Below are 24,792 nucleotides of genomic sequence, written 5' to 3'. Positions count from 1 at the left end.
AGATCGGACCGATGCAGCGGGCTGGCCTCAGTTTCCGTGCACGTAAGGGGCCAGTTTGGCCCGGTTCACCCGCAGCAACCGGATCGGCCCGTCGCCGGTATCGACGGGGCTAAGCCATGGCGGCGTTTCTCCGCGCGCAAGCCGCGATCCGATGCTGTCCTTGTCGCCATAGACCTCGCCGTCGCAGACCAGCACGTAATCGGCCAGCGTCGCCCGCAGCCGCAGCGCCATGTCCATATCCGTTCCACTGAAGGCCAGGGTGCCGTTCCAGTATCCCTCGGGCGCGCGGTGATAAGGCGCGGCGAAGATCGAATGCGGGGTATAAAGCAGGATCTTGGTGCCAAGGTTGAGCGGCGCCAGGATGCTTGCCGGTTCCAGGTCGTTCAGCCCCGCCAGCTTATCGCGGCGACTACAGTTCTGATCGGCACGCCCCAGTTTCTGGTTCTCCGACTGCGGTTGCCCCGCCAGCTGCAGCGCCTTGCCGAAAACCGGGTTGCTGGTGACGAGATGCGGGTACAGAACCAGCAACGCCACGATCAGCAGGACCACCGGTTTCGATCGGCGCAACCTCTGCCAGTCGGTGGTCACCGCCCAGTGCATGCTAGCCCCAAAGGCCATCGGCATCGCCGCCAGACCCCAGATGACGGTGCGAATCTGGTAGAACGAACCCAACAGCCCCATCAGCACGAAAACCAACAACACCGCCGGTGCTGATGTGCGCCCGGCGGGGCTGCGGATCAGTTGCCAAGCCAGCAATGCGGCCAGCAGCATCTGCGGCAACACCAGTTGCGTGGCAAGACCCGGATCCCTGTTGAACATCCGTATCGCCGACATGGATTCGGTGATGCGGCTCAGGATCAGATCCCGGATTTCGGGTGGCAGTACCGAAAACGGCCCTTCCCGGCAGGGGCTCAGCACCGGCCAGAGCGCGGCAAGTATCGCCGCGCCCATGACCATGGCCATGATCAGGCGCCCACGGACCGACCGAACGGATTCGCGGCCGAGATAGGTGATCACCGCAAAGGCCATCGCCGCCGAGGTGATCGCCAGCGTGGGCCGCGACAGCTGATCGCAACGCGGCACCGCCCACAGCGCCGGGTCGATCTGGATCAGGAACAGCAGCGGAGCCGCACCGCCCAATGCGATACCATATCCCATCAACTGATCGGTGGCGCCGGGACGGTCCAGGACATGCTGCACGGTCAGAACGATACCCGCCATGGCCAGCACCACGATCGTTTCCAGCCCAACCGCCAATGACAGCGCAGCGGTCAGACCCGCGATGATGCCGCGCCGGACCGGCGGCCCCGGCACGATCACCGAACAGATCACCACCAGCATGCAGATCAGTTGCACGTTGTTATGATCGACCCGGCCCACCGAGAACACGTTGCTGGCGATCATCGGCGTCACCGAGGCGGCGATCACCGCGAAACTTGCCGCGACATAGCCGAAGACCCGCGACACCGCCCACCCCGTGACGGCCAGGAACACGACGAACAGCATCGCCGGCCAGACGATGGCCGTCAGTGCCAACGCCCGGTCGTCGCTGGTGAACAGCGAAAACAACAGTTCCAGCCCCGCCAGCGGCATGTCGACCAGCCGCGACCAATGTATCGACAACCCCTCGGGCGGCATCGCACGATGCTGCACCATGTCGTACCAACCCTGCCCGTTCAGGAAATCCCGAACCTGCACCAGCCGCATCTGATCGTCGTTGTCGGGCAGTTCCAGATAGTTCCAAACACCCAGAAGCCGCAGGTATTGCTGTTTCAGATAGATCAGCAGGGCCAGGCCGAAGGCCACGAGGTAGCCCCGGCAATGGCCGAAAAACATCTTTTCATCAGATTGCATCGCCGCCATCCGTTCCTGCGCTCACCACACCCCGGGCTCACTTGCTTTCGTGATATTCTTCTTCGGTGTTGATGTCCCACAGTTCGTCGCGCACATCGCGGCCTTCGACGATACCGTCGACCGCGATCATCGCGGTCAACATCGAATGGTCCTGGTTGTTGTATCGGTGCATCCCGTTGCGGCCGACGCAGAACAGGTTTTCAAACTGCCTCGTATAGGTTTCGACTTCCTCGAACCGGTCATAGGTCCCGAAATAGGCCGGATAGGCCTTTTTCGTGCGCACAATCACGGCATCCAGAACGTCGGCCGGATCGGCCACGCCCAGCTTGTCCAGCTCCGCCGCGCCGAATTGCTTCAAGGCGTCCTCGTCCATGGTCCAGAAATCATCGCCTTCGTTGACGAAGTATTCCAGCCCGACCCAGATCGTATCCGGATCGGCCACGAGGTACGGGCTCCAGTTGTTGAAGATCTGCAACCGGCCGACCTTCACATCGTTGTCCTGAATGTAAATCCAGTTGTCGGACACCTTTTCGGCCAAGGTCGCGGCATCGGTGCCGCCGCCCAGCTTCAGCCGCTTCAGCAACAGGCCGACGGTCATGAAATCACGGTAGCTCAGCCCCTCGGAGACTTCGCGTATCGCCGGCGGCGCCGGCGGGGTCCAGCCGCCGATCAGTTCGGTGACCGGCATCGATGAAAACAGGTAATCGGCCTTCACCTCGCGCGTCTCGCCCTCCGGTCCCGTCACGGTGGCGCCGGTGATCCGGCTGCCGTCATGGGAAATGCCGCCGACGAAATTGCGGTAATGAATCTCGCCGCCGCGCGCCTCGATTTCGCGCGCCACCACTTCCCACAGCTGCCCCGGCCCGTGCTTGGGATAGAGGAACCGTTCGATCAGGCTGGTTTCGGTATCCTTCTGCGACAGCGACCCGGTGGCGGGCTTCAGCTTGCGCAGCATGTTCTTGATCAACCCGGTGATCGACACGCCCTTGATCCGCTGCGCGCCCCAATCGGCGGGAATGTCTTCGCAGGGAACCCCCCAGACCTTTTCGGTGTAGTCGCGGAAGAAGGTGGCATAAAGCTCCGCGCCAAATCGGTTGACGATGAAATCGCGCAGGTTGACCTCGGGCCGGATCGGGCGCAGCCGCGCCTTGGCATAGCTTGCCACGATCTTCAGCGTGCGCAGAAAACCCAGGTTGGCAAAGGTCTGCACGCTGAACTTCAGCGGGTAATCATACATCTTTCGGTCATACAGGATGCGCGACACCCGGTTGCGCACCAACATCACCTCGTCCGCCTCGTCGGGATCGGGGCCCGGCCCCGCCGCGACCTCGCGCTGACGATTGTGATAGGTGATGGTCAGCCCTTCCTCACCGTCCTTCAGCGCCTGCAGCGGCAGGATATGCGTCCACCATTCCATCACCCGGTCGGATTTGGAAAAGAACCGGTGGCCGCCGATATCGATCCGGTTGCCCTTGTAATTGACGGTCTTGGAAATGCCGCCGACCTGGCTGTCGGCCTCGAAAATGATCGGCTTGATATCGGTCCGGGTGACAAGTTCGTAGGCGGCGGTCAATCCGGCAGGGCCGGCCCCGACGATGACGGCGATCTTCTGGGTCATTCGTGATCCCTATGCGAAAGGAGAATTGGATTCGGCGCGGGCACTGCGGAAACTGACATGCCTGTGCGCGAAGAAAGAATAAAAGGCGGTGAGGCCGACCGCCATGACATGCGCGGCGACCTCCAGTGCGACCGGCAGGCCCCACTGCCCGACCGCCAGCCATTTCAGGCCGCTCAGGAAAAGGCGCGCCATCATCGTGGTCAGGGCCAGGCCGAAAACCGAAACGAAGAAGAAATCCCGCAACTCCTCTTTCGGATGGCGACCGGACGGGTCGTAGGTATAGGCACGGTTCAAAATGAAACTGACCCCCATCCCCATGACAAAAGCCAGCGCAACCGAAACCGGGTATCCCAGCGAGCCGTTGAATCCCAGCACGCCGTAGAACAGATACCCCGCCGCCAGGTTCACCGCGGCAGCCAGACCGGAGCAAAGTAAAAATTTAACAAACATAACTGCCTTTCGGGCGTCTGAACTGAAGCGCGGCCTGCGGACAGACCGGGTGTGGCCCACACTTGTCGCTGAAAATGCGGGCAGAAATGGGCGGAATCCGGGGAAACTTTACGAATCGATAACCTAGAAAACAACGCCTAAGCACCCGTATTCCGAGTTAAAATCGCTTCGGGCACGCCGCACCGGGGCGAATTTCGCTGTTGCATCCGCACGCCTCGTGCAGTCTAGAAAGGCGCCAAAACCCCTCTATCAAGGAAAAAGCGATGACCGATCCGCTCCGTTTCCCCCCGATCCCCGACGCGGCCTGGCCCGATCAGGTCGCCGATCTGCGCGACGGTTTCGCCGGCCGCCTGAACGTCTATCGCACCATGGCGCACAATCCCGAACTGCTGAAGGCCTGGGCGCCGCTGCGCCAACACGTGGTCATCGACAACGCGCTCGGCGCACAGCTGAGCGAGGTGACGATCCTGCGCACCGGCCACAACCTCGGCTCGTCCTATGAATGGAACCAGCATGTCCACCGCGCCCGCGTCTGCGGCATGTCGGACGCCCGGATCGGATCGATCCGCGGGCCGCTGTCGGGCATGGACGCGGACGACGCCACCATCGCTGGCGCTGTGGACGAATTGTTCACTGCAAAGCGCCTTTCGTCGGAAACGCAAAAGGCCCTGATCGCGCTGGTGGGCGAAAAGGGCCTTTTCGACGTGATCGCCACGGTGGGGTTCTATTCCACCCTCGGCTATATCCTGAACAGCTGCGACACACCGCTGGACGACGATATCGCGGCGGACCTGGCGGCGCAGCCCTTTACGGGCTGATCACACCCCGCTCAGTTCCTTCTTGTGCATCCAGTCGGCGTGCTTGGGGGCTTTCTTGGTGCGCGACCATTCTTCCAGCATCTCCCATTTCACGTCGTTCAGCTTTTCCAGCATCGCGTCTTCTTCCGGATCCGGGCAGGCCAGCTCGATCCGGTGCCCGTTCGGATCGAAGAAATAGATCGAATGGAAAATCGAATGGTCGGTGACGCCCAGCACCTCGACGCCCTTGGCTTCAAGATGCTCCTTATATTCGATCAGCGCATCGCGGTCCTTCACCTTGAAGGCGATATGCTGCACCCAGATCGGCGTGTTGGGATCGCGGCCCATCTCCGGCTTGGTCGGCAATTCGAAAAACGCCAACACGTTGCCATCCCCTGCATCGAGGAAAATATGCATGTAGGGATCGGGTTCATGGGTTGACGGTACATGGTCCTCGGCAATCGCCAGGATGAAATCCATGTTCAGCATATCGCGGTACCATTCCACCGTCTCCTTGGCATCCTTGCAGCGATAGGCGACGTGGTGAATCTTCTCGATTTTCATGGCTAAGGCCCTCCTTTGCAGAAGGGCCTAGTGGTTACATTTGTAACCAACAAGCCTTTTCAGAAAAAATCGGCAGCTTCTTCTTTTCAGAAATATCCCAGGGGGCGAGGAAGGCCCGGAAATTGATCCAGTGAATCAATTTCAGTGACGAGCGCCCGCAAGGCGACGGGGTAAAGCCCCCCACCGCTTCGGCCTCGGGCGAAGCAAATCGTGCGCGCCCGGGGACCGGGCGCACATTCCGATAACAGCCCCGCCGCTCAGAGCGTGGCGAGCAAGGCATCGACACCGGCCTGGGCCACCTCGGTGTCCTGCGCCGGGGTGCCGGAACTGACACCGATGCCGCCGACGCATTCATCGTTCACGAAGACCGGCAAACCGCCGCCCACCACCATCAGGCGGCCGCCGATAGCCGACCCGATGCCGTAGGCCGGCGCGCCCGGCTGGCTGGCGGCGCCGTATTCATGGGTGGCCTTCTTCGCGCCCGAAGCGGTGAAGCTCTTGTCGATCGCGATGGTGCTCGAGGTCACCTTGCCGCCATCCATCCGCTCGAAGGCGATCAGGTTGCCGCCCTCGTCGGTGATCGCGATGCACATCGGCACCCCGATCTCGTCGGCCTTGGCGCGGGCGCCTTCGATCATCACGCGCGCGTCGGCGCAATCCAGTCTGGTCACGGTAATCATCGTTACGCTCCCTGTTGCGCCTTGGCTTCGCGGCGGCGGGCATGCAGCACCGGCTCGGTATAGCCCGACGGCTGCTCGGCCCCCTTGAAGATCAGGTCGCAGGCGGCGGCAAAGGCCACGCCGTCATAGCCCGGCGCCATCGGCGTATAGGCCGGGTCGTTCGCGTTCTGGCGGTCCACTTCCTGGGCCATCCGCTTGAGGCTTTCCATCACCTGGTCCTCGGTCACCAGTCCGTGCATCAGCCAGTTCGCCAGGTATTGCGACGAAATCCGCAGCGTCGCGCGGTCTTCCATCAGGCCGACATCGTTGATGTCGGGCACCTTGGAACAGCCGACACCCTGGTCGATCCAGCGCACGACATAGCCCAGGATGCCCTGGCAGTTGTTGTCCACGTCGCGGCGCACCTCGTCCTCGGTCAGGTTACGCCCCGCCAGCAGCGGCGGGGTAAGCAGCGCGTCGCGGCTGGCCGCTTCGCGCCCCTTCAACTCGTCCTGCCGGGCGAACACGTCGACCTGATGGTAATGCGTGGCGTGCAGCGTCGCGGCGGTGGGCGACGGCACCCAGGCGGTATTGGCGCCCGACATCGGGTGGCCGATCTTGGCCTCCAGCATTTCGGCCATCGCATCGGGCTTCGCCCACATGCCCTTGCCGATCTGGCCCTTGCCCTGCATTCCGGTGGCAAGACCGGTATCGACGTTGCCGTCCTCATAGGCGGCCAGCCAACCGGCATCCTTCATCTCGCCCTTCGGGATGAACGGCCCGGCCTGCATGCTGGTATGGATCTCGTCGCCGGTGCGGTCGAGGAACCCGGTATTGATGAAAACCAGGCGTTCCTTCACGGCGCGGATACATTCCTTCAGGTTGGCCGAGGTGCGGCGTTCTTCGTCCATCACGCCCAGTTTCACGGTATTGGCGGGCAGGCCAAGGATGTCTTCGACCCGGCCATACATGGTGTTGGCGAAGGCCACCTCTTCCGGTCCGTGCATCTTCGGCTTCACCACGTAAACCGACCCGGTGCGCGAATTGCGCGGGCCTTCGGTCTTCTTCAGGTCATGCATAGCGCAGGCGACGGTGATCAGCGCATCCAGCATGCCTTCGGGGGTTTCTTCGCCGTCCATCAGCACCGCGTCGGTGGTCATCAGGTGCCCTACGTTGCGCACCAGCAGCAATGCCCGACCCTGCAGGGTCAGCGTCGACCCGTCCGGCGCGGTCAGCACCTTGTCGTCGGCCAGACGGCGGGTCATCTGCTTGCCGCCCTTCTCGAAGGTCTCGGCCAGGTCGCCCTTCATCAGGCCCAGCCACTTGGCATAGACATCCGTTTTGTCCTCGGCATCCACCGCCGCGACGCTGTCTTCGCAATCCTGGATCGCGGTCAGGGCGCTTTCCAGCACCACGTCGCGCAGACCGGCCGGATGGGTCGCCCCCACCGGGTGCGACGGGTCGATCAGCAGCTCGATATGCATGCCGTTGTGGCGCAGCATGTAGGAGGCTTTGTCGCCGTCTTCGGTGTAACCCACGAAAGCGGCCGGATCTGCAAACGGCACTTCGCGCGCATCGATCAGAGCCAGCAGCTCGCCGCCTTCGCGCTGATACGCGGTCACGTCCTTGTGCGACGCGCCGACCAGCGGCACCGCCTTGTCGAGGAAATCCGCGGCCCATGCCACGGCCTGCGCGCCGCGCTTGGGATCGTAACCTGTCCCTTCCGGCGCGCCCGGCAATGCATCGGTGCCGTACAGCGCATCATAGAGCGATCCCCAGCGGGCATTCGCCGCGTTCAGCGCGAAACGCGCGTTCATCACCGGCACCACCAGCTGCGGCCCGGCGATGCGTGCGATTTCGTCATCGGCATTCGCGGTGGTGATTTCGAAATCGTCGCCTTCGGGCACCAGGTATCCGATTTCGCGCAGGAACGCCTGATAGGCGTCGTTGTCCCAGTCCTGTCCCTTGCGGGCGGTCAGCCAGTCGTCAATCTGCTTCTGCAGGGTTTCGCGCACTTCCAGCAGGCGACGGTTTTCCGGTGCCAGCTCGGCCAGCATCTTGGCATAGCCGGACCAGACCGCTTCGGCCTCCAGCCCCAGATCGGGCAGGATCTGCGTTTCAACGAGTTCGGCCAGTTCGCTGGCCACCTGCAGCCCGGCGCGGGTCACGTAATCAGTCATCGCGACTCTCCTTTCATGATTGCGCGCAGAATAAGAATACCATGGGATGCCGTCTCGCCCCTTGTCAAAGTTTTCCATATCGTGGAAAAATATCTTCCGAAAATGGAAAGAGCGACAATGGCAGAGAAGCAAACAGGCGGCGTTCAGTCGGTGCACCGGGCGCTGGAACTGCTGGAACGAATCGCGCAGGTCAGCGACGGCGCGCGGCTGTCGGACCTTGCGAAAGAGGCGGGCCTGGCCGTGTCCACCACCCATCGCCTGCTGACCACACTGGAACAGCGCGGCTTCGTTCAGTCGGATGCCGCCAGCGGTCGCTGGCATGTCGGCCAGCGCGCCTTTGCCGTCGGGTCTGCCTATGCCAAGCAGCGCAGCTTCGTGGCCCCCGCCCTGCCCTTCCTGCGCCGGTTGCGCGACATCACCCGCGAAACCGCCAATCTAGGCGTGATCGAAGATGGCGAGGTCGTCACCCTGTCACAGGTGGAAAGCCGCGAAATCATGCGCGCCATTTCGCCCCCCGGCGGCCGGGTGCCGGTGATGTGTTCCGGCATGGGCAAGGCGATCCTTGCCACCTGGGAAGACGACGCGATCGACCGGATCATCGACCGCCACGGATTGCGCACGATGACATCGCACAGCCTGACCAGCCGCGACGCCGTGCATGACGAAATCGCCCGGATTCGCGAACGTGGCTTCGCGCTGGACGACGAGGAATTCGTGCTGGGCCTGCGCTGTGTTGCCGCCGTGGTCTGGGGCCCGCAGGGCGAAGCGGCCTGCGCAATTTCAGTATCGGGGCTGGCGGCGCGGATGACACCTGAAAAGGTGGCCGAAACCGGCGCGGTGGTGATGAAGCTGGCCGATGAACTGACCGAGGTTCTGGGCGGCCGCCCCCCGGTGCGTTGAACGGTCTTGTACCACGCACCTCCGCCATGCGACCAATGCCCGCACAAAGAAAAAGGATACAGCCATGACCCTGCCCTCCACGCCCAATGAACCCGGTATCGACGACGGATTGTGCGTTCCCGTATCGCTGGGCGCGACGCGGTTGATCTGGCTGAACCAGCCGAAGCGACGCAACGCGTTGTCGCCGGACCTGCGTGGCGCCCTGAAGGCGTTGTTGGAAGAAGCGATGCAGGACGAAACGGTCAGGGCGATCGTGATCTGCGGCGCACAGGGCAACTTCAGCGCTGGCGGGGACCTGTCCACGATGAAGGGCATCACTTCGGTCGCCGGGCGCGAGAGGATGAACAATGCCGCCGACCTGATGCGGGTGATGATCCAGGGGCCGAAACCCATCGTCGCCGCCGTCGAAGGCTGGTGCGTGGGGGCGGGCATGTCGCTGGCGGCTGCCTGCGATATCGTCGTCGCGGCGCCGGATGCCAAATTTTCCCTGCCCTTCGGCAAGCTGGGACTGATCCCCGACCTGGGATCGCTGCACACGCTGACCGCTCGGATCGGCATGGGCCGGACCAAGTGGCTGGCCTTCACCCGCCGCACCATCGACGCGGCAACCGCGATGAACTGGGGCGCGGTGGAAGACATCGCCGACGAAGGCGCGACGCTTTCCCATGCCTTGGCGCTGGCCGAAGAAATCGCCGAAGGCGCGCCGCTGACCAACAGCTATACCAAGCAATTGCTGGCGAGGCTGCCGATGGGTTTCGACGAATTCCTTGCTGCCGAACGCGATACCCAGGCGATTCTCTATACCTCCGAGGATTTCAACGAAGGCATCGACGCCTTCTTCGAAAAACGCCCCGCGACGTTCCGGGGACGGTGAATTGATTCGCGCTTAGCACGACACCGCTGAGCGCGACACATCCGATGGCTGCTCTGCCTTTTGCACAGAAAACTAGCCTAAAGTCGTGTCCCTCCATCACTTAGTGCAGCGGAACACGAACTTATAACCCTGATTCTGAACAATTTTTTAGAACCCACACAGTATCTTAAACTGTGCGAAATCGGTAAACTGATCGGGTAAAGAGTTCTACTTGGTAATCAGGAAAGGCGGGAAATAATCGCTCATGCGTGTGCTCTTGGCCGACGATCATCTTCTTCTCCTCGAAATGCTGGTTACGTTTCTGTCCCATGATGGAAGCATGAAGGTGGACAAGGCCGGAACCCTGCCCACGGCGATGCAGATCATCGAAAAAGGGGCGCATTACGACCTCGTCGTCCTTGATTACATGATGCCCGGGATGAACGGACTGGCCGGCCTGCGCCAGGTCCTGGCCGCCCCCAACGCAGCGCATGTTGCCCTGATGTCGGGTCAGATTCCGCGCGCCGACGCGCTGGAGGCCATTCGCATGGGAGCCTCGGGAATCATCGCGAAATCCGCGACGCCCGACTATTTCGCCCATACGCTTAAATACCTCGCGATGGGGGGCAAGCATCTGCCCGACGAATTGTTCGAATCGCCCGACGACCAGCCGGAAAACCCCTTCTTCGAAAACCTGTCGAAGCGCGAAACCGAAATCCTGCGGGAACTGGCCACCGGCAAGACGAACAAGCATATCGCCCGCGACCTGGGCATTCAGGAAACCACGGTGAAACAGTTCGTGACCCTGATCAACAAGAAGCTGAACGTGCAGAACCGAACCCAGGCGGCGCTGCTGGCGCGCGATTACGGTCTGGTCTGATTCACACCGCTTCCTCCGCGAAAACACTGGCGATCCACGTATCAGATTTTTTATTTCAGGCCGATAAGGACGACCGCTCGGCCACTTGGCGCCCCGCCCGATGGCATCCTTTGCGCTTCATGCCCCACCGCGAAAAAATGATCCCGGCGACAAGCACCGGGATCCCAGGACATCACGAAGAGAGAAGTACCGGTGATTGAGAAAAAAAGGAGCGCGAGAATTAATGGGGGACATCGAAAACAACGGTTGACTGCCTAGACGTGTTTTCTACTCGCGCTCCTGTACTCGTTACTACTCGTTACGCTTTACTTAGAACAAAGGAACTCATCACCAGTACCTTGGTATCGGTTTTACCCTGAAGCGCCGCCCGTCGGATATCCGGTTAATGGTATGGGGACACATACTTTCGATAGAAAGCCCGTGACTTACGCGGGGCCTTGGGAATTAATTTCACGTACAAACAGTCACTTAGGAAACATTCTGGTTTTTGAAATTTTCGTGACGCACGCCACGCAAAACGTCAATTTACCGTCAGGACCTTGGTATTGGCCGCCCCGAAGGCGGAGTTTCGCGACTCGATTCCCCGGCTCGGCTTGGCAAAGCCCCGCGAAATGCCCTAGAACCCTTTCAAATCGGGCGGTTTCGGCCCTGAAGCCCCCCATGCCATCCAGATTTCGAATCGTCATCCCCGCGCGGGGCGCAGAAGGAACAGTCATGACGAACCATCTTTATCAGAATGACCTGCCGGACGGGCTGGACCTTGGTCCAGTCGTGGCGATCGATTGCGAAACCATGGGGCTGAACCCGCACCGGGACCGCCTTTGCGTGGTGCAGATGTCGGGCGGCGACGGACATACCCATATCGTGCAGATCGAAAAGGGCCAGACCGAAGCACCGAACCTGTGCCGGATGCTGGAAAACCCCGATGTACTGAAACTGTTCCATTTCGGGCGTTTCGACATCGCCGCGATGTACAACGCCTTCGGGGCGTTGACCACCCCGGTCTACTGCACCAAGATAGCATCGAAACTGGTGCGGACCTATACCGACCGGCACGGGCTGAAAAACCTGCTGCAAGACCTGCTGTCCACCGATATTTCCAAACAACAACAGATGTCGGATTGGGGCGCGCCGGAGCTGAGTTCGGCGCAGCTTGAGTATGCCGCGTCCGACGTTCTGTACCTGCACCGGCTGAAAACCGAACTTGACCGCATGCTGGAACGCGAAGGCCGCGTCGAGCTGGCGCAATCGTGTTTCGATTTCCTGCCGACCCGTGCCAAGCTGGATCTGGCCGGCTGGCCCGAAATCGACATTTTCGCCCACTGACACCGGGCCCCGAGCGGCGGACACAAATGGCATCGCGCGACGGTTTCTATTCAAGGCTTATCGCCTGGCTGAAAATCCTGCTGCCGCTGGCGGCGCTGGCGCTGTTGTCGACTCTGTTCCTGCTGTCGCGGGGCCGCGACACCAGCGGCGAACTGCCGTTTTCCCAGATCGGCCTGCAGGAGCGCGTACAGGAAGAAGTCATTTCCGCCCCGCGCTTCGCCGGGGCCACCGCGCAGGGCGACCTGATTACCTTTACCGCCGAAACCGCACAGCCCGATCCGGATATCGACAATGTCGCCCATGCCAGCAATCTCAACGCCGAGATTGATTTGACCAGCGGAACGCATATCTCTTTCGAGGCCACCGATGCCGTTCTGGACAGTCAAAACGAAAGGGCCGAACTGACCGGTGGCGTGGTGATCACGTCTTCGACCGGCTACACCATCCGCAGCGAAAACCTGAGGACCCGGATCAGCGCGATCGACGCAGAAACCGACGGACCAGTTTCCGGCGAAGGACCGCCCGGAACCATCGAAGCGGGAAAAATGCTGCTGACCAGCGATCCCGATGGCGGTGATGTCCATTTGCTTTTCACAAACGGCGTAAAGCTGGTATATCAACCGCGAGAATAGGATTTATCCCGTGCGACTTTCACGACTTGCCACTTTTGCCCTGTGCTTTTTCCTGACCGCGCCCGCATTGCCCGCGCTGGCCGAGGATGTGGCGTTCGGCAAGGCCCGGCAGGACAGCGACCTGCCGGTGGAAGTCAGCGCCGACAAACTGTCGGTCAGCCAGAAAGACGGCACCGCGACCTTCACCGGAAACGTGGTCATCACACAGGGCGACATGATCCTGAACGCGCCAAGCGTCCTGGTCGTCTACAAGGAAGATGAAAGCAAGATTTCGCGGCTCGAAGCATCGGGCGGCATCACCATGGTCAGCGGCGAAGATGCGGCCGAAGCGCAAAGCGCCGAATACGATATCGACGCAGGCACGGTTCTGCTGCTGGGATCGGTGCTGCTCAGCCAGGGGCCGAATGTGATGTCGGGCGACCGGATCACCATCAACCTCGACGCGGGCACGGCCCAGGTCGGCGGGCGCGTGAAAACCACGCTGCAATCCGGGGACTGATCGCATGGCCGCCCCCGAACTGACCGTGACCGAAGGCGATTCCGGCCTGGTGATCCGAAATCTGCGCAAGAGCTACAAAACCCGGTTGGTGATTCGCGATTTCAGCATGGAACTGAACCGTGGCGAGGTGGTCGCGCTGCTGGGGCCGAACGGCAGCGGCAAATCGACGACGTTTTACGCGGTCTGCGGCCTGGTCTATCCCGAAGGTGGCCAGGTTCTGATCGACGGACGCGATGTGACCAATTTGCCGATGTATCGCCGCGCCAAGCTGGGCATTGGATACCTGCCGCAGGAAATGTCGATTTTCCGCGGCATGAACGTCGAAGACAACATCTCGGCGGTGCTGGATATTGCCGAAAAGGACCGGCACAAGCGGCGCGAACGGCTCGAAGAGCTGCTGTCGGAATTTTCCATCGAACACCTGCGTCGCGCGCCGGCGCTGGCCCTGTCGGGCGGTGAACGGCGCCGGGTGGAAATCGCCCGCTGCCTTGCGGCCAATCCGAAATACCTGTTGCTGGACGAACCCTTTGCCGGGGTCGATCCGATCAGCGTCGACGATATCCGCCATCTGGTGGCTGACCTGAAAAAGCGCGGTATCGGGGTGTTGATCACCGATCACAACGTGCGCGAAACGCTGGAAATCGTCGATCGTGCCTATATCCTTCATGACGGCAAGGTGCTGATGTCGGGCACGCCGACCGACGTGGTGGAAAACGAAAATGTCCGCCGGGTCTACCTTGGCGAAAGCTTCAGGATTTCCTGAAAAACCGCCCGATCTGCCGAAGCGCCGTCACTTTTCTTTCACACGTCGATTGACATCGGGACGCCGACTCGCCTCAAATAGTGAGTATGACATTCGTGAAACTCGCAGCGCTGATGCTTGTGGTCTTGTTGCCAAGGCCTGATCGCGGCCAAACCCACGAGATGTCGAAATCCAGCATTCGGGGATAACAAGAACCGGTCGCGTGATGCGGGCCGGCAAAGCACCCGATTTGTCACGTAAAGGAGACAAGATGCGCTATCAGATCAGTGGGAAACAGATTGATATCGGCGAAGCGCTGCAGGTTCACGTCAAGGAGGAGCTGGATACCGCCGTCAAGAAATACGCGGAACGACCGACCGACGCGAATGTGGTCTTTTCAAAATCCGCCAACGAATACGTGTGCGAAGCCACCGTGCATCTGTCCACCGGCCTGACGGCCCAGGCCAAGGCGCATGACCACGAAATCTATGCTTCCTTCGAAAAATGCTGCGACAAGATGGAAAAGCAGCTGCGCCGCTACAAGCGCCGGCTGAAGGACCATCACAGCGCCCGGACCGAGCCGGTTGAACAATTCGGCGCAGCCGCGTATATCCTCGCGCCTGAAAGCGACGAGTCGGATTCGGAACCGGAAAAACTGGAGCCGATCATCGTTGCAGAGATGGAAACCAAGATTCCGTCGCTGACCGTAGGCGAAGCCGTCATGCAGATGGAGTTGGCCGGGGCGCCGGTACTTGTTTTCCGAAACGAGGGAAAAAAAGAGGTAAACGTCGTGTATCGCCGCGATGACGGCAATATCGGCTGGATCGACCCACAGCAGTAAAGGTGGGGAAACCCCCACCTGCGGAGCAACGTAAGTTAAATGTTACTTTCCACAATCCTCAAGCCGGAGGCCGTAAAGGTTATTGCCTCAGCCTCCAGTAAGAAGCGTTTGTTGCATGACCTCGGTGACCTGGCCTATTCGGCTTACGGCGCCAAGCCCGAGGCTGCTGTCGAAGCGCTGCTGGAACGTGAAACGCTGGGACCGACCGGCGTCGGTCACGGCGTCGCCCTGCCGCACGCCCGGCTGGCCGACCTGGACCGCGTCGTCGGCGCCTTCATCCTGCTGGAAAAACCGATCGATTTCGAATCCATCGACCGTCAGCCGGTCGACCTGGTCTTCGCCCTGTTCGCCCCCGAAGAAGCCGGGGTCGAACACCTCAAGGCGCTGGCGCTGGTGTCACGGACACTGCGCGAAAGCGCCCTGTGCGCCAAGCTGCGGGCCAATAACGATCCCAGCACGCTTTACACCATCCTGACCGCTTCCCAGGGGGCGCAGGCGGCCTGATCAGGCCCAGCTCGCGAAACCGAAGCTGACATAGTCCTTCTGGTAGATATTGCTGACCCGCTGCTCGATCTCGTCATCGTAGATCGCTTGCAGCGGTACCGGCGCCGTGCTGTCGGCAATATCCGGCACGGGCGCGTTGGCATGGCCGACCCGTGCGGCGACGAAGGGCAGCATGGTGTCCATTTCGTCCTCGCGCAGGATGAAATCCGGCGGCGCGAGATCGGCAAATCCCTGCAACACGTGGCTCTGACTTGCCCAGGCCGCATCAACCCGCACCCCGGTCTGACCTGCCAGGTTTGCCTTCACGAAATCCAGGAAGCCGATGAAACAGGTGCGGTGGGTGCCGGCGTCGTAGCTTTCATCCACCACGTCGGGCAGCGGCAGCTTGAAGTTCTTTTGAATCGTCTTGCGGATCTTGGCAAAACTGCCCGGACCGGTGGACAGTATCTTGTCGCAGAACGCGGCGTGAGCGCGTGCCACGGGATGGCGCAACACGGTAAAGCTGCGGAAACCGGTGTTGTTCTTTTTCCACTGGCGCAGGGTTTTCTGGCTGAATCCCGATTGCAGGTCGCTTTCCGTCACACCGTCCAGCGCCGCCAGCCAGCGCAGCACCTCTGCTTCCGGGCTTGAGCGCACCGGCAGGTACAAAAGCGGCGACTGCGCGGCAGCGACATAGCTCGGCACCACGGCGTTGCGTCGCGGTTCGAAATTCGGCGTGCGGGCAAGGTTGAACCGGTCCAGCCGCGCCAGCGCCTGTTCCATCTCGGCGAAATTTTCCACCTTCTCGGACACCGGCGCAGGATTTTGCTTCTTCAGCTTGTCGTCGAGCGCATCCAGCTGATCGCCCTGCCCCAGCCAGCGACCCAACCCATTCATCACATCCAGATCCTGCAGGTCCTCGTAGGCGACGTAGAACGCCGTCTGCCCGGTTTTCTGCAACCCGTTAAGCAGCGTGACCTGAAAATCCTGCAATGCGCCAACGTGGCGTTCGAATTCGGCACGGTCAAAACGCGCCTTGCTGTCGCGGCGCTTCTTCACGTTGGTCAGTTTCCACTGCCCGGTCGCTTTCGCGATCTTCCAGCTGACATAGCTGTCGACGGGATTGCGGGTCAGGATGATCTTGGCGCAGCGCAGATCGTTCAGGCACAGGTCCAGAACGCGCGGATCATGGTCGTGGAAATAGCGGAACCCGCCCAGAACACCGTCCTGCCGCCGGATCGTTTCGATCAGCTGCGCCGGATCGGCGTCGCGCATGTCCTGGCTGATGCCAAGGATTTCGGTGCTGTTCGGGTAGCCGATGAAATGCGGATTGAACGCTTCGCCGTGGCAAACCAGCCCGGGAAAGGCGTTCAGGTTCGCTTCGAGGAAATTGGACCCGGTGCGCATTTCGGCGAACACGACAAAATAATCGAACCTGTCAGTCATCTAGGGTCATCTTACCAGATAGGGTTTTCGTTTCGGGCGGTCGCCCTTGGACAGGCCGCGCTCGACCGCGAAATCGCCCATGAGATAGGGATGCATGCCCTGATTTTTCAGGTTCTGCAGGAATTGCCCAAAACCGGTCAAATCCGCCATCTTGGGGGCTTCGGTCAGCCGGCGACGCGACCGGTTTCCGATTTCGTCGATGATCGTCTGCAACGGTTCCATCGGATTTTCGATGAATTCCGCCATCGTCCAGATCCGGATCCGCGCCTTGGCATATGGGGACCGCAGCACTTTCAGATGCTCCGCCTCGATCTTCTGCAATTGAGCCGCCTCTTTCCGCAGATCGGCGAAATTCCGGTTCGACTTGAACAGCGGCACCGCCCAGGCACCGGAAATCACCGACACCTGGGCGTTGGGGTCCTTGGCAAAAATCCAATCGATATCCTGCGCATCGCCCGGCCCGAACTGGAAACACTGCCGTTCGCCGCGTGCGTTCCAGATCAGGCTGGTCAGGAAGGCCTGCGGATTGTAATCGCGGTGCAACGTGCTGTCGGACAGCGCGCCGTTCATCACGGTCTGCCCCTCGGCAAACTCGACGCGCTCGGTCGCAAACAGGTGGCCATGCACCCGCGTGCCGGTCACCTTCGTCAGCCAGCCCTCGAAATCCTCGAACAGGTCGGAAAAGCCTTCGAACACCGAATACTGCCCCGAGGTCACACCGTTTTCCCATCCCTCGTGCGGGAACCTGCTCTGCATATAAAGCCCGGGCCGGCCGCGCGTTCGCCGGTCGACGGCCTTGGCGAAGATGCGGTCGATCTTGCCGGGGTTGGGTTCGGCCCCCTTCATCGTGCCCGCCGGATCGGTCAGGAACGCTTCGTACAGGCGATCGGCATGGGGCCAGATCTTGCGCGCCACGAAGCAATCCGACCGGCGCAACAATTGCAGGTGGTCGTCGTAGAAGATATGCGGCTTGCCCTGGAAATCGAATTTCGAAAGGGTCAGCGACCGGCTTTCGATATTGCTGGAATAGAGCCGCGCCAGGGTCTGGAAGTAGCTTTCATCCGGAATCCAGACCCGTTTGAAGAAGCGGTCGTAAAGATCACGATCCGGGTCTTCCAGGATCGCCGACAGGGTCTGCCGGGTCAGGCACCACCACTGGCTGCCCATATGCGGCACGATGCCGTTGGGCATTTTCCGTTTCAGCCCCAGCTTGCGCTGGATTCTCACCCATCTGTCGAACAGTTGCCGATGCCGTTTCCAGGAGAAGGGAAAACTGAGCGTGAACCGTTCCTCATCCAGCCCGCCCACGGTCCAGGGTACGTCCGGCGTGGTGGCGCTTTCGATGAAATCGGTGCGCGGGCGGTCGGCCAGGTAATCGATCAGGTCCTGCACCGGACGAAGCGGCAGGCAGGACCCCGAGGACAGGTAGACATGGCGCACATCGGGGAAATCCGACAGCATCATTTCCGACGCGCTTTGCGACGCGGCGACGATGCCCCAGGTGCCCCATTCACATCGGTGGCGGCTGGAAAAGCGCACATCGGGCAGATCGGCCAACGCCGTGCGGAACGCGGTGAAGGTGGCGCGGTCGACTTTGCGGTCGACATGGATCACCACAGGGCAGCCCGCGGCGGCCCAGTGCCGCGCGACCTGTTCGGCGCGGCCCAGTGCGGTATGCACCAGCATGACGATCCCGACGGTCCCCACCTGCGCCCCCTTACGCCCAGTTGCCCTTGGACATCAGCCCGAGGATCTCGAGCTGACGCCAGTTGATGTATTTTTCGGACCACTTGCACCACAGGTCCGGGTTGTCGTTCAGACTTTCGGCATAGGCGACGTATTCGACGCTGGCCGAATAATGCTGCTTGCGCTGCAATTCTTCTTCGGCCTTTGCATGGAACGTGTCCAGAAATTTGGTGTGCAAAAGCGCCCCGCTGGCTTTTTCACCGCCCCATTCGTCGTAAACCAGGTTCAGACCGCGCGGCAGCAGCATGTGGGTGGAGCTTTCATAGGCATATTTCCTGTCCCACTTCACCAGAGGAATCTTGTTCAGTGCAGGCGCCTTTTCCGGTGCATCGGTGAAGAACACCCGCGACCTCGGCCCGCCCTGGATCCACAGATTGCCGAATTTCCAGTTCCGTTTGATCGTGTAATTGCCGGAATCGAACCAGTTGGCGATCTCCAGCGGGTCCTGTCCCGCACGATAGGGCTGCTGGTCGATCGGCCCCTTGGGATACATGTCCAGAAGCATCGCCGAAAAACTGCGAATGGACGAATTGTCCAGCCAATCCGTCAGCCCGCGGATCGGCCGGGTATCACAGAATGGGTAGATGAAGAATTCATCCGGGTCGACGACCAGCACCCAATGCCCATGCGCATATTTTCGCTTCAGGTAGTTCATCCAGTCGACGCCGAAGGTGGCGCGTTTGTAACTGGCATTGGTGTACCAGACCGACACGTCCGGCATCCCGGTCAGATAGGGAACCGTGCCGTCGGTCGACCCATTGTCCACGAACAGGAAATGATTGATCCCCATGTCCCGATAATACTGCAGGAAATAGGGCAGCCGGATCTGTTCGTTGCGCATGGTGCAAACCAGCAGGATATCCCCGCGACGGATACGGTTGGTGTTATCCTGAACCGGGGTCAGTTCGCGCGACTTTCGCACGGCCCGAATGATGCGGCGTTTCCGCCGCAGCCGCATCCGATATGAATCCCACAGACCCAAACCTACCCCAACCTCTTTTATCGGCGGCGCGCTCTCGTAGTACAGGCGGCCCATGCCGTCCGGCGACATGTTTCGGCCAATATGTCACGAACGCATGATCCTGCCAACATCTGTGAAAACGGCTTCCCGCCCATACAGATAAGCACGTTCCCCTGTGACGGGGACCGGTTTCAATCCGCCCAGTCGGGGCCGCGTAACAAACCGAGGGCAGCCAGTTGCTCGGGCCCTTCGTAGCGCACCGACCGCGTGGTCCAGAAATCCGGCGCACCGGTGAGGCTGTCGTAATAGGAATCGAATTCGGCGGGCCTGGCGAAATGCTGACCCCGCTGCTTTTCTATTGCCGATTTGGAAACGATCTCGGGCAGGAACTTGGTATGGATCAGCGCGCCGGACGCTTCCCCCCCGCCCGGGCCGGAATAGATCGCGTTCAAACGCGGCGGCAAAGCGGAATGGGTGGAATTCACATAGGCAAAGCGGCGGTTCCACTTGATCAGCGGGATCTTGTTCAGGGTCGGAGATTTCTGCGGCTCATCGGCAAAGAACATCCGTTCGCGCACACCGCCCTGAACCCACAGATTGCCCATCGGCCGCTGCCGCACCGACCGGTAGGGGGCCGGATCGAACCATTGAAGCACGTCCAGCGGATCCTGACCGGGGGCATAGCCGTGTCCGTCCAACGGTCCTTTCGGATAAAGGTCCAGCATCAGGGCGCCAAAGCCCAAACGCCCCTTCGCGTCGAGCCAACTGGTCAGATCACGCAGATCGTGCCGGTCCTGCCCGGGATAGACCAGAAATTCGTCGGCATCGACGACCAGGGTCCAATGCCCGTGGCAATACCGGATTTGCAGCCAGGTCAGCCAATCCAGACCGAAGCGCGAATCCCGATAGCTTTGCGACGTGCGCCACAGCGAAACATCGTATTCCGCAGCCAGATACTCCGCGCTTCCGTCATCGCTTGCATTATCGACGACAAGGAAACGGGAAACGCCCAGATCCCGGTAGTATTTCAAGAAGTAGGGAAGGCGGTTCATCTCGTTGCGCAATACCGCAACGACAAGAAGGTCATCGGGATGAATTTGGCTTGTCCGGTCGGCGACCGCTTGCAACTGGTGCCGCGCCCGGAAAGACCGCCAAAGCAACCGGCGGCGCTTTAGTCTCAGGCGGTAGGCGTCCAAGCCGGACGGAACCGGGAAGGCAATATCCGCCGTCCCGCTCTGTGTGTGTTCATCCGTCATTCCACCGCCAGAGATCCCCCGAAGCATCTGCCGCCCCGGTCACCTTGCTTAGGCGATCATGCGAATTCAAGCAAATTGACCGCGCTGCCGCGCTTCGGATCACGCGTCGTAATGGCCAGTTTGATGCCAGCGCCACGCGTCTGCGATCATCCGGTCCAGGGTCGAACGGGTGGGTTTCCATCCCAGCTCCTCCTTGGCTCGGACCGACCCGGAAACGAGCTTGGTGCAATCGCCCGGACGGCGCGGACCTTCGGTATAGGGCACTTCTCGGTTGGTCACCGCGCGGGCATGATCGATCACTTCGCGCACCGAAAACCCGTCGCCGGTGCCAAGGTTGAACACCCGGCTGCCCTTGTCGTCCTCCAGCCATTTCAGGCCCAGAACATGGGCGTCGACCAGATCACAGACATGCACGTAATCGCGGATGCAGGTGCCGTCGGGCGTGTCGTAATCGGTGCCGAAGATGGTCAGCGCATCGCGCCGCCCGTCGATCGCGTCCAGCATGATCGGGATCAGGTGGGTTTCGGGCCGGTGGAATTCGCCCACCTCGGCGTCTTCATCGCCGCCCGCCACGTTGAAATAGCGGAAGATCACCGACTTCAGCCCGTGGCTGGAATCGAAATCTTTCAGCATATCCTCGATCGCGCGTTTCGATCCGCCATATGAATTGATCGGCTGCTGCACGCTGTCTTCGTTCAGCACCACGTTATCCTGTTCGCCATAGGTCGCGCAGGTCGAGGAAAAGACGAAGTTCAGACAGCCGGCATCGACCGCCGCCTCGATCAGATTCAGCGATCCGAAACTGTTGTTGCGCCAGTACTTGCCCGGATCGGTCATGCTTTCTCCGACAAGGCTGAGCGCCGCGAAGTGCATCACCGCAACGGGCTGATACTTGACAAACACCTCGTCCAGCCGGGCGCGATCCATCAGGTCGCCCTTTTCGAACGGCCCGAACTTGACCGCCTGTTCCCACCCGGTGGAAAGATTGTCGAAGGTGACCGGCTGGTAGCCAGCCGCTTTCAAAGCCTTGCAGGCATGCGAACCGATATAGCCCGCCCCGCCCGTCACAAGTACGGATTTCACGTCAGCCCCCTGATAAAACCGCTGTTACTGCGCAGCTTTATCCAACGCGATAACTTCTTGCAAATAGGCCATCAACTCGTCCTTCAGGTCGTCACGCGACAGGCCGAAGGACACGGTGGCTTGCAGGAACCCCGCTTTCGATCCGCAATCGAAACGCTGGCCGCGGAAACGGAAACCATAGACACCGCGCTCGGTGCCGATTTCCTTGGCGATGGCGTCGGTCAGCTGGATTTCCCCGCCTGCGCCGGTTTCCTTCTTGTTCAAGGCTTTCAGAACATGCGGATTCAGGATGTAGCGGCCAATGACGGCCAGGTTCGACGGCGCGGCTTCCGGGGCGGGCTTTTCCACCATGCCCTTGACCGACACGACGGACCCCATGTCTTCCTGAACGTCCAGCACACCATAAGCCGAAGCTTTCTCCGGCGGCACTTCCATCGCGGCGACCATCGACCCGCCGGTTTCGGCATAGGCTTCGACCATCTGTTGCAGGCAGGGCTTTTCGGCGGCGATCACGTCATCGGGCAGGATAACGGCGAAGGGTTCGTTGTGGATCAGGCGGCGCGCGCACCACACAGCGTGGCCCAGACCCAAGGCCTTGTGCTGACGCACATAGGCGATTTCGCCCGAATCCATGTTGGTTTCCTTGAGGATTTCCAACAGTTCGGTCTTGCCCTTCTTGCGCAGTTCGGATTCGAGCTGCTGCGCATGATCGAAATAATCCTCAAGCGCCGACTTGCCGCGCGAGGTGACGAAAATGAATTCCTTGATCCCAGCCGCCCGGGCTTCGTCGATCGCGTACTGAATGAGCGGACGGTCAACCAAGGTCATGATTTCTTTCGGCACGGACTTGGTCGCCGGAAGGAACCTGGTTCCCAGCCCTGCGACTGGAAAAATCGCCTTCGTAACTTTTGCTCTCATCTCAAACCCTCGAACCGAACAAGCCGCAGCTTTGTCACTTAAAGTATAAACGCCATGTTAGCCATTCCCTTAAGACAAGGACAACAAGCGTTATGCGCCACTACCAGAGGAGGGGAGCAATTTTGTGACGCTATTGCCCGGATTTTAGGCAATCCTGACGGAACTTTGCAACCCATCCGGGTTTCACCCTCGATCGGGTCGCGAAAGCCGGGGCGGAAACCGTGGTCGTCATGCCTTGCCGGCGCCGACCCGATCGCCCCGTTTCGGCGAACGGTCCGGCACAACGACATATGGACCACCAGCCCCCGCCGGGGCAATCAGGCTTCTTTCAGATCGACGCTGGGCGAGTAGGCGATGAAGAACGGATTGGCATAGCCGTCCTTGCCATAGGCCAGGGGGCTGTGATCGTCGAACCGAACCACCTTGCCGCCGGCACCATGCAGAACCGCGTGACCCGCGGCGGTGTCCCATTCCATCGTCCGCCCGACGCGGGGGTAGAGATCGGCCTCGCCGGTGGCGACAAGGCAGAACTTGAGCGACGACCCGGCGCTCTTGGAATCCGCGACGCGGTACTTGTTGATGTAATCGTCGGTGGCCTGGTCACGGTGCGATTTCGACGCGACGACCAGAAGCGCATCATTGTCGGCCTGCGATACATTGATCGGTGCGGTATGACCGATCACGCCCTTGTCCAGCGCACCGGTTTCTTCCACCGCGCTGCCATCGGCCAGCGTATAGAACATGCGGTTCCGGGCCGGGGCATAGACCACGCCGCGGGTCGGCGCGCCGTTTTCGACATAGGCGATGTTCACGGTGAAATCGCCGCGACGGTGGATGAATTCCTTGGTCCCGTCCAGCGGATCGACGATCAGGAACGTATCTGCCTTTTCCGAATGCGACGCCGCCTGTTCCTCGGTCACCAGAACGACATCGGGGAACGCCGCGCGCAGGCCCGCCGAAATCAGCGCATCGGCGGCTTCGTCTGCCGCGGTCACCGGGCTGTCGTCGGATTTCACCTTCACTTCGAAATCGTCCGAATTGTAGATTTCCATGATCTTGTCGCCGGCCTCCAAGGCCAGCCTGCGCATGACCTCGGTCAGTTTCTGGTAATCCAAACTGAAACTCCTCGTCCTGGATCGGCCCCTGCGGGCATTTGTTGAAAAGAAAAGTCACACACCTTATGATCCGGTACTTAGCAAACGGCAAGAATGCGCCGTGACAATAACCGCAAGATGCGGGGGCAGTGCGTTGATGTTTGGTAATTCCCGGAAAGACTCCGGCTTCGTGGCGGCCTTCACGATTGCCGAGCTGATTTATCACAGCATCGCCCGCAAGATCCGTAAAACGCACAGCAACGCGCTGATGTCGATCATCGTGAACCTGCTGCAGTTGGTCATCTTCGTGCTGGCCTTCTACGTGATGTTTTCGCTGCTCGGGCTGCGCTCCTCGGCTGTGCGCGGCGATTTCCTGCTTTACCTGATGTCGGGCATCTTCCTCTACATGACCCACTCCAAGACATTGGGCGCGGTGGTCGGGTCCGAAGGTCCGACATCGCCGATGATGCTGCACGCACCGATGAACACGATCATCGCGATCCTGTCCTCCGCGCTCAGCGCGCTTTACGTTCAGGTCCTGTCGCTATCGCTGATCCTGTTCGTCTACTATGTGGGCTTCAAGCACTTCGAGATCGACAATGCGGCCGGGGCCTTTGGCATGCTGATGCTGGCCTGGTTCGCCGGGCTGTCGATCGGGATGGTGCTGCTGGCGATCAAGCCGTGGTTCCCTACCGCCGTCAACATGATCACCCTGGTCTATCAGCGCGCCAACATGATCGCCTCGGGCAAGATGTTCCTGGCCAATTCCCTCCCGACCTTCATGCTGAACATGTTCGACTGGAACCCACTGTTTCACTGCATCGACCAGGCCCGCGGCTTCACCTTCATCAACTACGTTCCGCGCAACAGTTCCATCACCTATCCGATCATCGTCAGCCTGGTTTTCCTGATGATCGGGTTGATGGGCGAATTCTACGCCCGCAAGAACACCTCGATCAGCCTCAGCGCCCGCCGCTGAGGACGAAGCTGCGGAAACGGGCGATCGCTTG

24 protein-coding genes are annotated in these 24,792 nt (G+C 60.7%); 11 read left to right on the top strand and 13 right to left on the bottom strand.

Features of this window, described 5'->3' with window-relative positions; all coding sequences use genetic code 11:
• Positions 1-27 precede the first annotated feature (27 nt).
• The 3 genes from IT775_RS05170 to IT775_RS05160 are packed head-to-tail and all read right to left on the bottom strand — an operon-like array spanning position 28 to position 3,982.
• The gene (locus IT775_RS05170) at positions 28-1,854 is read right to left on the bottom strand and encodes a hypothetical protein (RefSeq protein ID WP_212700021.1); all 1,827 of its coding nucleotides are present in this window, start codon (positions 1,852-1,854) and stop codon (positions 28-30) included.
• 37 nt (positions 1,855-1,891) lie between these two features.
• Complete coding sequence (locus tag IT775_RS05165) at positions 1,892-3,472, bottom strand: NAD(P)/FAD-dependent oxidoreductase (RefSeq protein WP_212700020.1); 1,581 nt, start codon at positions 3,470-3,472, stop codon at positions 1,892-1,894.
• A gap of 9 nt (positions 3,473-3,481) precedes the next feature.
• The gene (locus tag IT775_RS05160; protein ID WP_212700019.1) at positions 3,482-3,982 is read right to left on the bottom strand and encodes a GtrA family protein; all 501 of its coding nucleotides are present in this window, start codon (positions 3,980-3,982) and stop codon (positions 3,482-3,484) included.
• A 203-nt stretch (positions 3,983-4,185) separates the two neighbouring features.
• Here IT775_RS05160 and IT775_RS05155 point away from each other — a divergent pair, with 203 nt between their 5' ends.
• Positions 4,186-4,740, top strand: coding sequence for a carboxymuconolactone decarboxylase family protein (locus tag IT775_RS05155; RefSeq protein ID WP_212700018.1), 555 nt, complete (start codon positions 4,186-4,188; stop codon positions 4,738-4,740).
• Here IT775_RS05155 and IT775_RS05150 read toward each other — a convergent pair whose 3' ends face one another.
• From IT775_RS05150 to IT775_RS05140, 3 genes are all read right to left on the bottom strand, one after another.
• Complete coding sequence (locus IT775_RS05150) at positions 4,741-5,283, bottom strand: VOC family protein (protein WP_212700017.1); 543 nt, start codon at positions 5,281-5,283, stop codon at positions 4,741-4,743. It lies immediately after the preceding gene.
• A gap of 257 nt (positions 5,284-5,540) precedes the next feature.
• Positions 5,541-5,963: a GlcG/HbpS family heme-binding protein gene (locus IT775_RS05145; RefSeq protein WP_212700016.1), complete on the bottom strand. Its 423-nt coding sequence runs from the start codon at positions 5,961-5,963 to the stop codon at positions 5,541-5,543.
• A 2-nt stretch (positions 5,964-5,965) separates the two neighbouring features.
• Positions 5,966-8,122: a malate synthase G gene (locus IT775_RS05140; protein ID WP_212700015.1), complete on the bottom strand. Its 2,157-nt coding sequence runs from the start codon at positions 8,120-8,122 to the stop codon at positions 5,966-5,968.
• Between the two features lie 117 nt (positions 8,123-8,239).
• Here IT775_RS05140 and IT775_RS05135 point away from each other — a divergent pair, with 117 nt between their 5' ends.
• The 9 genes from IT775_RS05135 (at position 8,240) to IT775_RS05095 (ending at position 15,299) form a co-directional block, all read left to right on the top strand.
• A complete protein-coding gene (locus IT775_RS05135; protein ID WP_212700014.1) occupies positions 8,240-9,022 on the top strand; it encodes an IclR family transcriptional regulator in 783 nt (260 codons plus the stop codon).
• Between the two features lie 64 nt (positions 9,023-9,086).
• Complete coding sequence (locus IT775_RS05130; RefSeq protein ID WP_212700013.1) at positions 9,087-9,896, top strand: enoyl-CoA hydratase/isomerase family protein; 810 nt, start codon at positions 9,087-9,089, stop codon at positions 9,894-9,896.
• Positions 9,897-10,140: 244 nt separating this feature from the next.
• A complete protein-coding gene (locus IT775_RS05125; protein ID WP_212700012.1) occupies positions 10,141-10,755 on the top strand; it encodes a response regulator transcription factor in 615 nt (204 codons plus the stop codon).
• A gap of 714 nt (positions 10,756-11,469) precedes the next feature.
• Positions 11,470-12,081: a ribonuclease D gene (locus tag IT775_RS05120; protein WP_212700011.1), complete on the top strand. Its 612-nt coding sequence runs from the start codon at positions 11,470-11,472 to the stop codon at positions 12,079-12,081.
• Positions 12,082-12,107: 26 nt separating this feature from the next.
• A complete protein-coding gene (gene lptC, locus IT775_RS05115) occupies positions 12,108-12,713 on the top strand; it encodes an LPS export ABC transporter periplasmic protein LptC (protein WP_212700010.1) in 606 nt (201 codons plus the stop codon).
• A 10-nt stretch (positions 12,714-12,723) separates the two neighbouring features.
• Entirely contained in the window at positions 12,724-13,212 is a 489-nt protein-coding gene (gene lptA, locus IT775_RS05110; protein ID WP_212700009.1) for a lipopolysaccharide transport periplasmic protein LptA, read from the top strand.
• Between the two features lie 4 nt (positions 13,213-13,216).
• Complete coding sequence (lptB, locus tag IT775_RS05105) at positions 13,217-13,975, top strand: LPS export ABC transporter ATP-binding protein (RefSeq protein WP_212700008.1); 759 nt, start codon at positions 13,217-13,219, stop codon at positions 13,973-13,975.
• Positions 13,976-14,225: 250 nt separating this feature from the next.
• Positions 14,226-14,795 carry a ribosome hibernation-promoting factor, HPF/YfiA family gene (gene hpf / locus IT775_RS05100; RefSeq protein WP_212700107.1) on the top strand — a complete coding sequence of 190 codons (570 nt, stop codon included), beginning with the start codon at positions 14,226-14,228 and terminating at the stop codon, positions 14,793-14,795.
• A gap of 39 nt (positions 14,796-14,834) precedes the next feature.
• Positions 14,835-15,299: a PTS sugar transporter subunit IIA gene (locus IT775_RS05095; protein ID WP_212700007.1), complete on the top strand. Its 465-nt coding sequence runs from the start codon at positions 14,835-14,837 to the stop codon at positions 15,297-15,299.
• Here IT775_RS05095 and IT775_RS05090 read toward each other — a convergent pair whose 3' ends face one another.
• The 7 genes from IT775_RS05090 to cysQ form a co-directional block, all read right to left on the bottom strand.
• Entirely contained in the window at positions 15,300-16,724 is a 1,425-nt protein-coding gene (locus IT775_RS05090) for a sulfotransferase family 2 domain-containing protein (RefSeq protein WP_212700006.1), read from the bottom strand.
• A gap of 6 nt (positions 16,725-16,730) precedes the next feature.
• Entirely contained in the window at positions 16,731-18,410 is a 1,680-nt protein-coding gene (locus tag IT775_RS05085; protein ID WP_212700106.1) for a DUF5927 domain-containing protein, read from the bottom strand.
• A gap of 31 nt (positions 18,411-18,441) precedes the next feature.
• The gene (locus IT775_RS05080) at positions 18,442-19,428 is read right to left on the bottom strand and encodes a glycosyltransferase family 2 protein (protein ID WP_212700005.1); all 987 of its coding nucleotides are present in this window, start codon (positions 19,426-19,428) and stop codon (positions 18,442-18,444) included.
• 194 nt (positions 19,429-19,622) lie between these two features.
• On the bottom strand, positions 19,623-20,687 hold the full coding sequence (locus IT775_RS05075) for a glycosyltransferase family 2 protein (RefSeq protein WP_212700004.1): 1,065 nt from the start codon (positions 20,685-20,687) through the stop codon (positions 19,623-19,625).
• Between the two features lie 99 nt (positions 20,688-20,786).
• Positions 20,787-21,770 carry a UDP-glucose 4-epimerase GalE gene (gene galE / locus IT775_RS05070; RefSeq protein ID WP_212700003.1) on the bottom strand — a complete coding sequence of 328 codons (984 nt, stop codon included), beginning with the start codon at positions 21,768-21,770 and terminating at the stop codon, positions 20,787-20,789.
• Between the two features lie 24 nt (positions 21,771-21,794).
• The gene (gene galU, locus IT775_RS05065; protein ID WP_212700002.1) at positions 21,795-22,688 is read right to left on the bottom strand and encodes a UTP--glucose-1-phosphate uridylyltransferase GalU; all 894 of its coding nucleotides are present in this window, start codon (positions 22,686-22,688) and stop codon (positions 21,795-21,797) included.
• A gap of 317 nt (positions 22,689-23,005) precedes the next feature.
• Complete coding sequence (gene cysQ, locus IT775_RS05060; protein WP_212700001.1) at positions 23,006-23,803, bottom strand: 3'(2'),5'-bisphosphate nucleotidase CysQ; 798 nt, start codon at positions 23,801-23,803, stop codon at positions 23,006-23,008.
• Positions 23,804-23,939: 136 nt separating this feature from the next.
• Here cysQ and IT775_RS05055 point away from each other — a divergent pair, with 136 nt between their 5' ends.
• Positions 23,940-24,761 (top strand): ABC transporter permease, encoded by an 822-nt coding sequence (locus tag IT775_RS05055; protein ID WP_212700000.1) that lies wholly within the window; start codon positions 23,940-23,942, stop codon positions 24,759-24,761.
• Positions 24,762-24,792: the final 31 nt, after the last annotated feature.

The sequence above is a fragment of the Thalassovita aquimarina genome, from assembly GCF_018219815.1.
Classification (GTDB): Bacteria; Pseudomonadota; Alphaproteobacteria; order Rhodobacterales; family Rhodobacteraceae; genus Thalassobius; species Thalassobius aquimarinus.
This window is presented reverse-complemented; position numbering and strand designations above follow the sequence as displayed.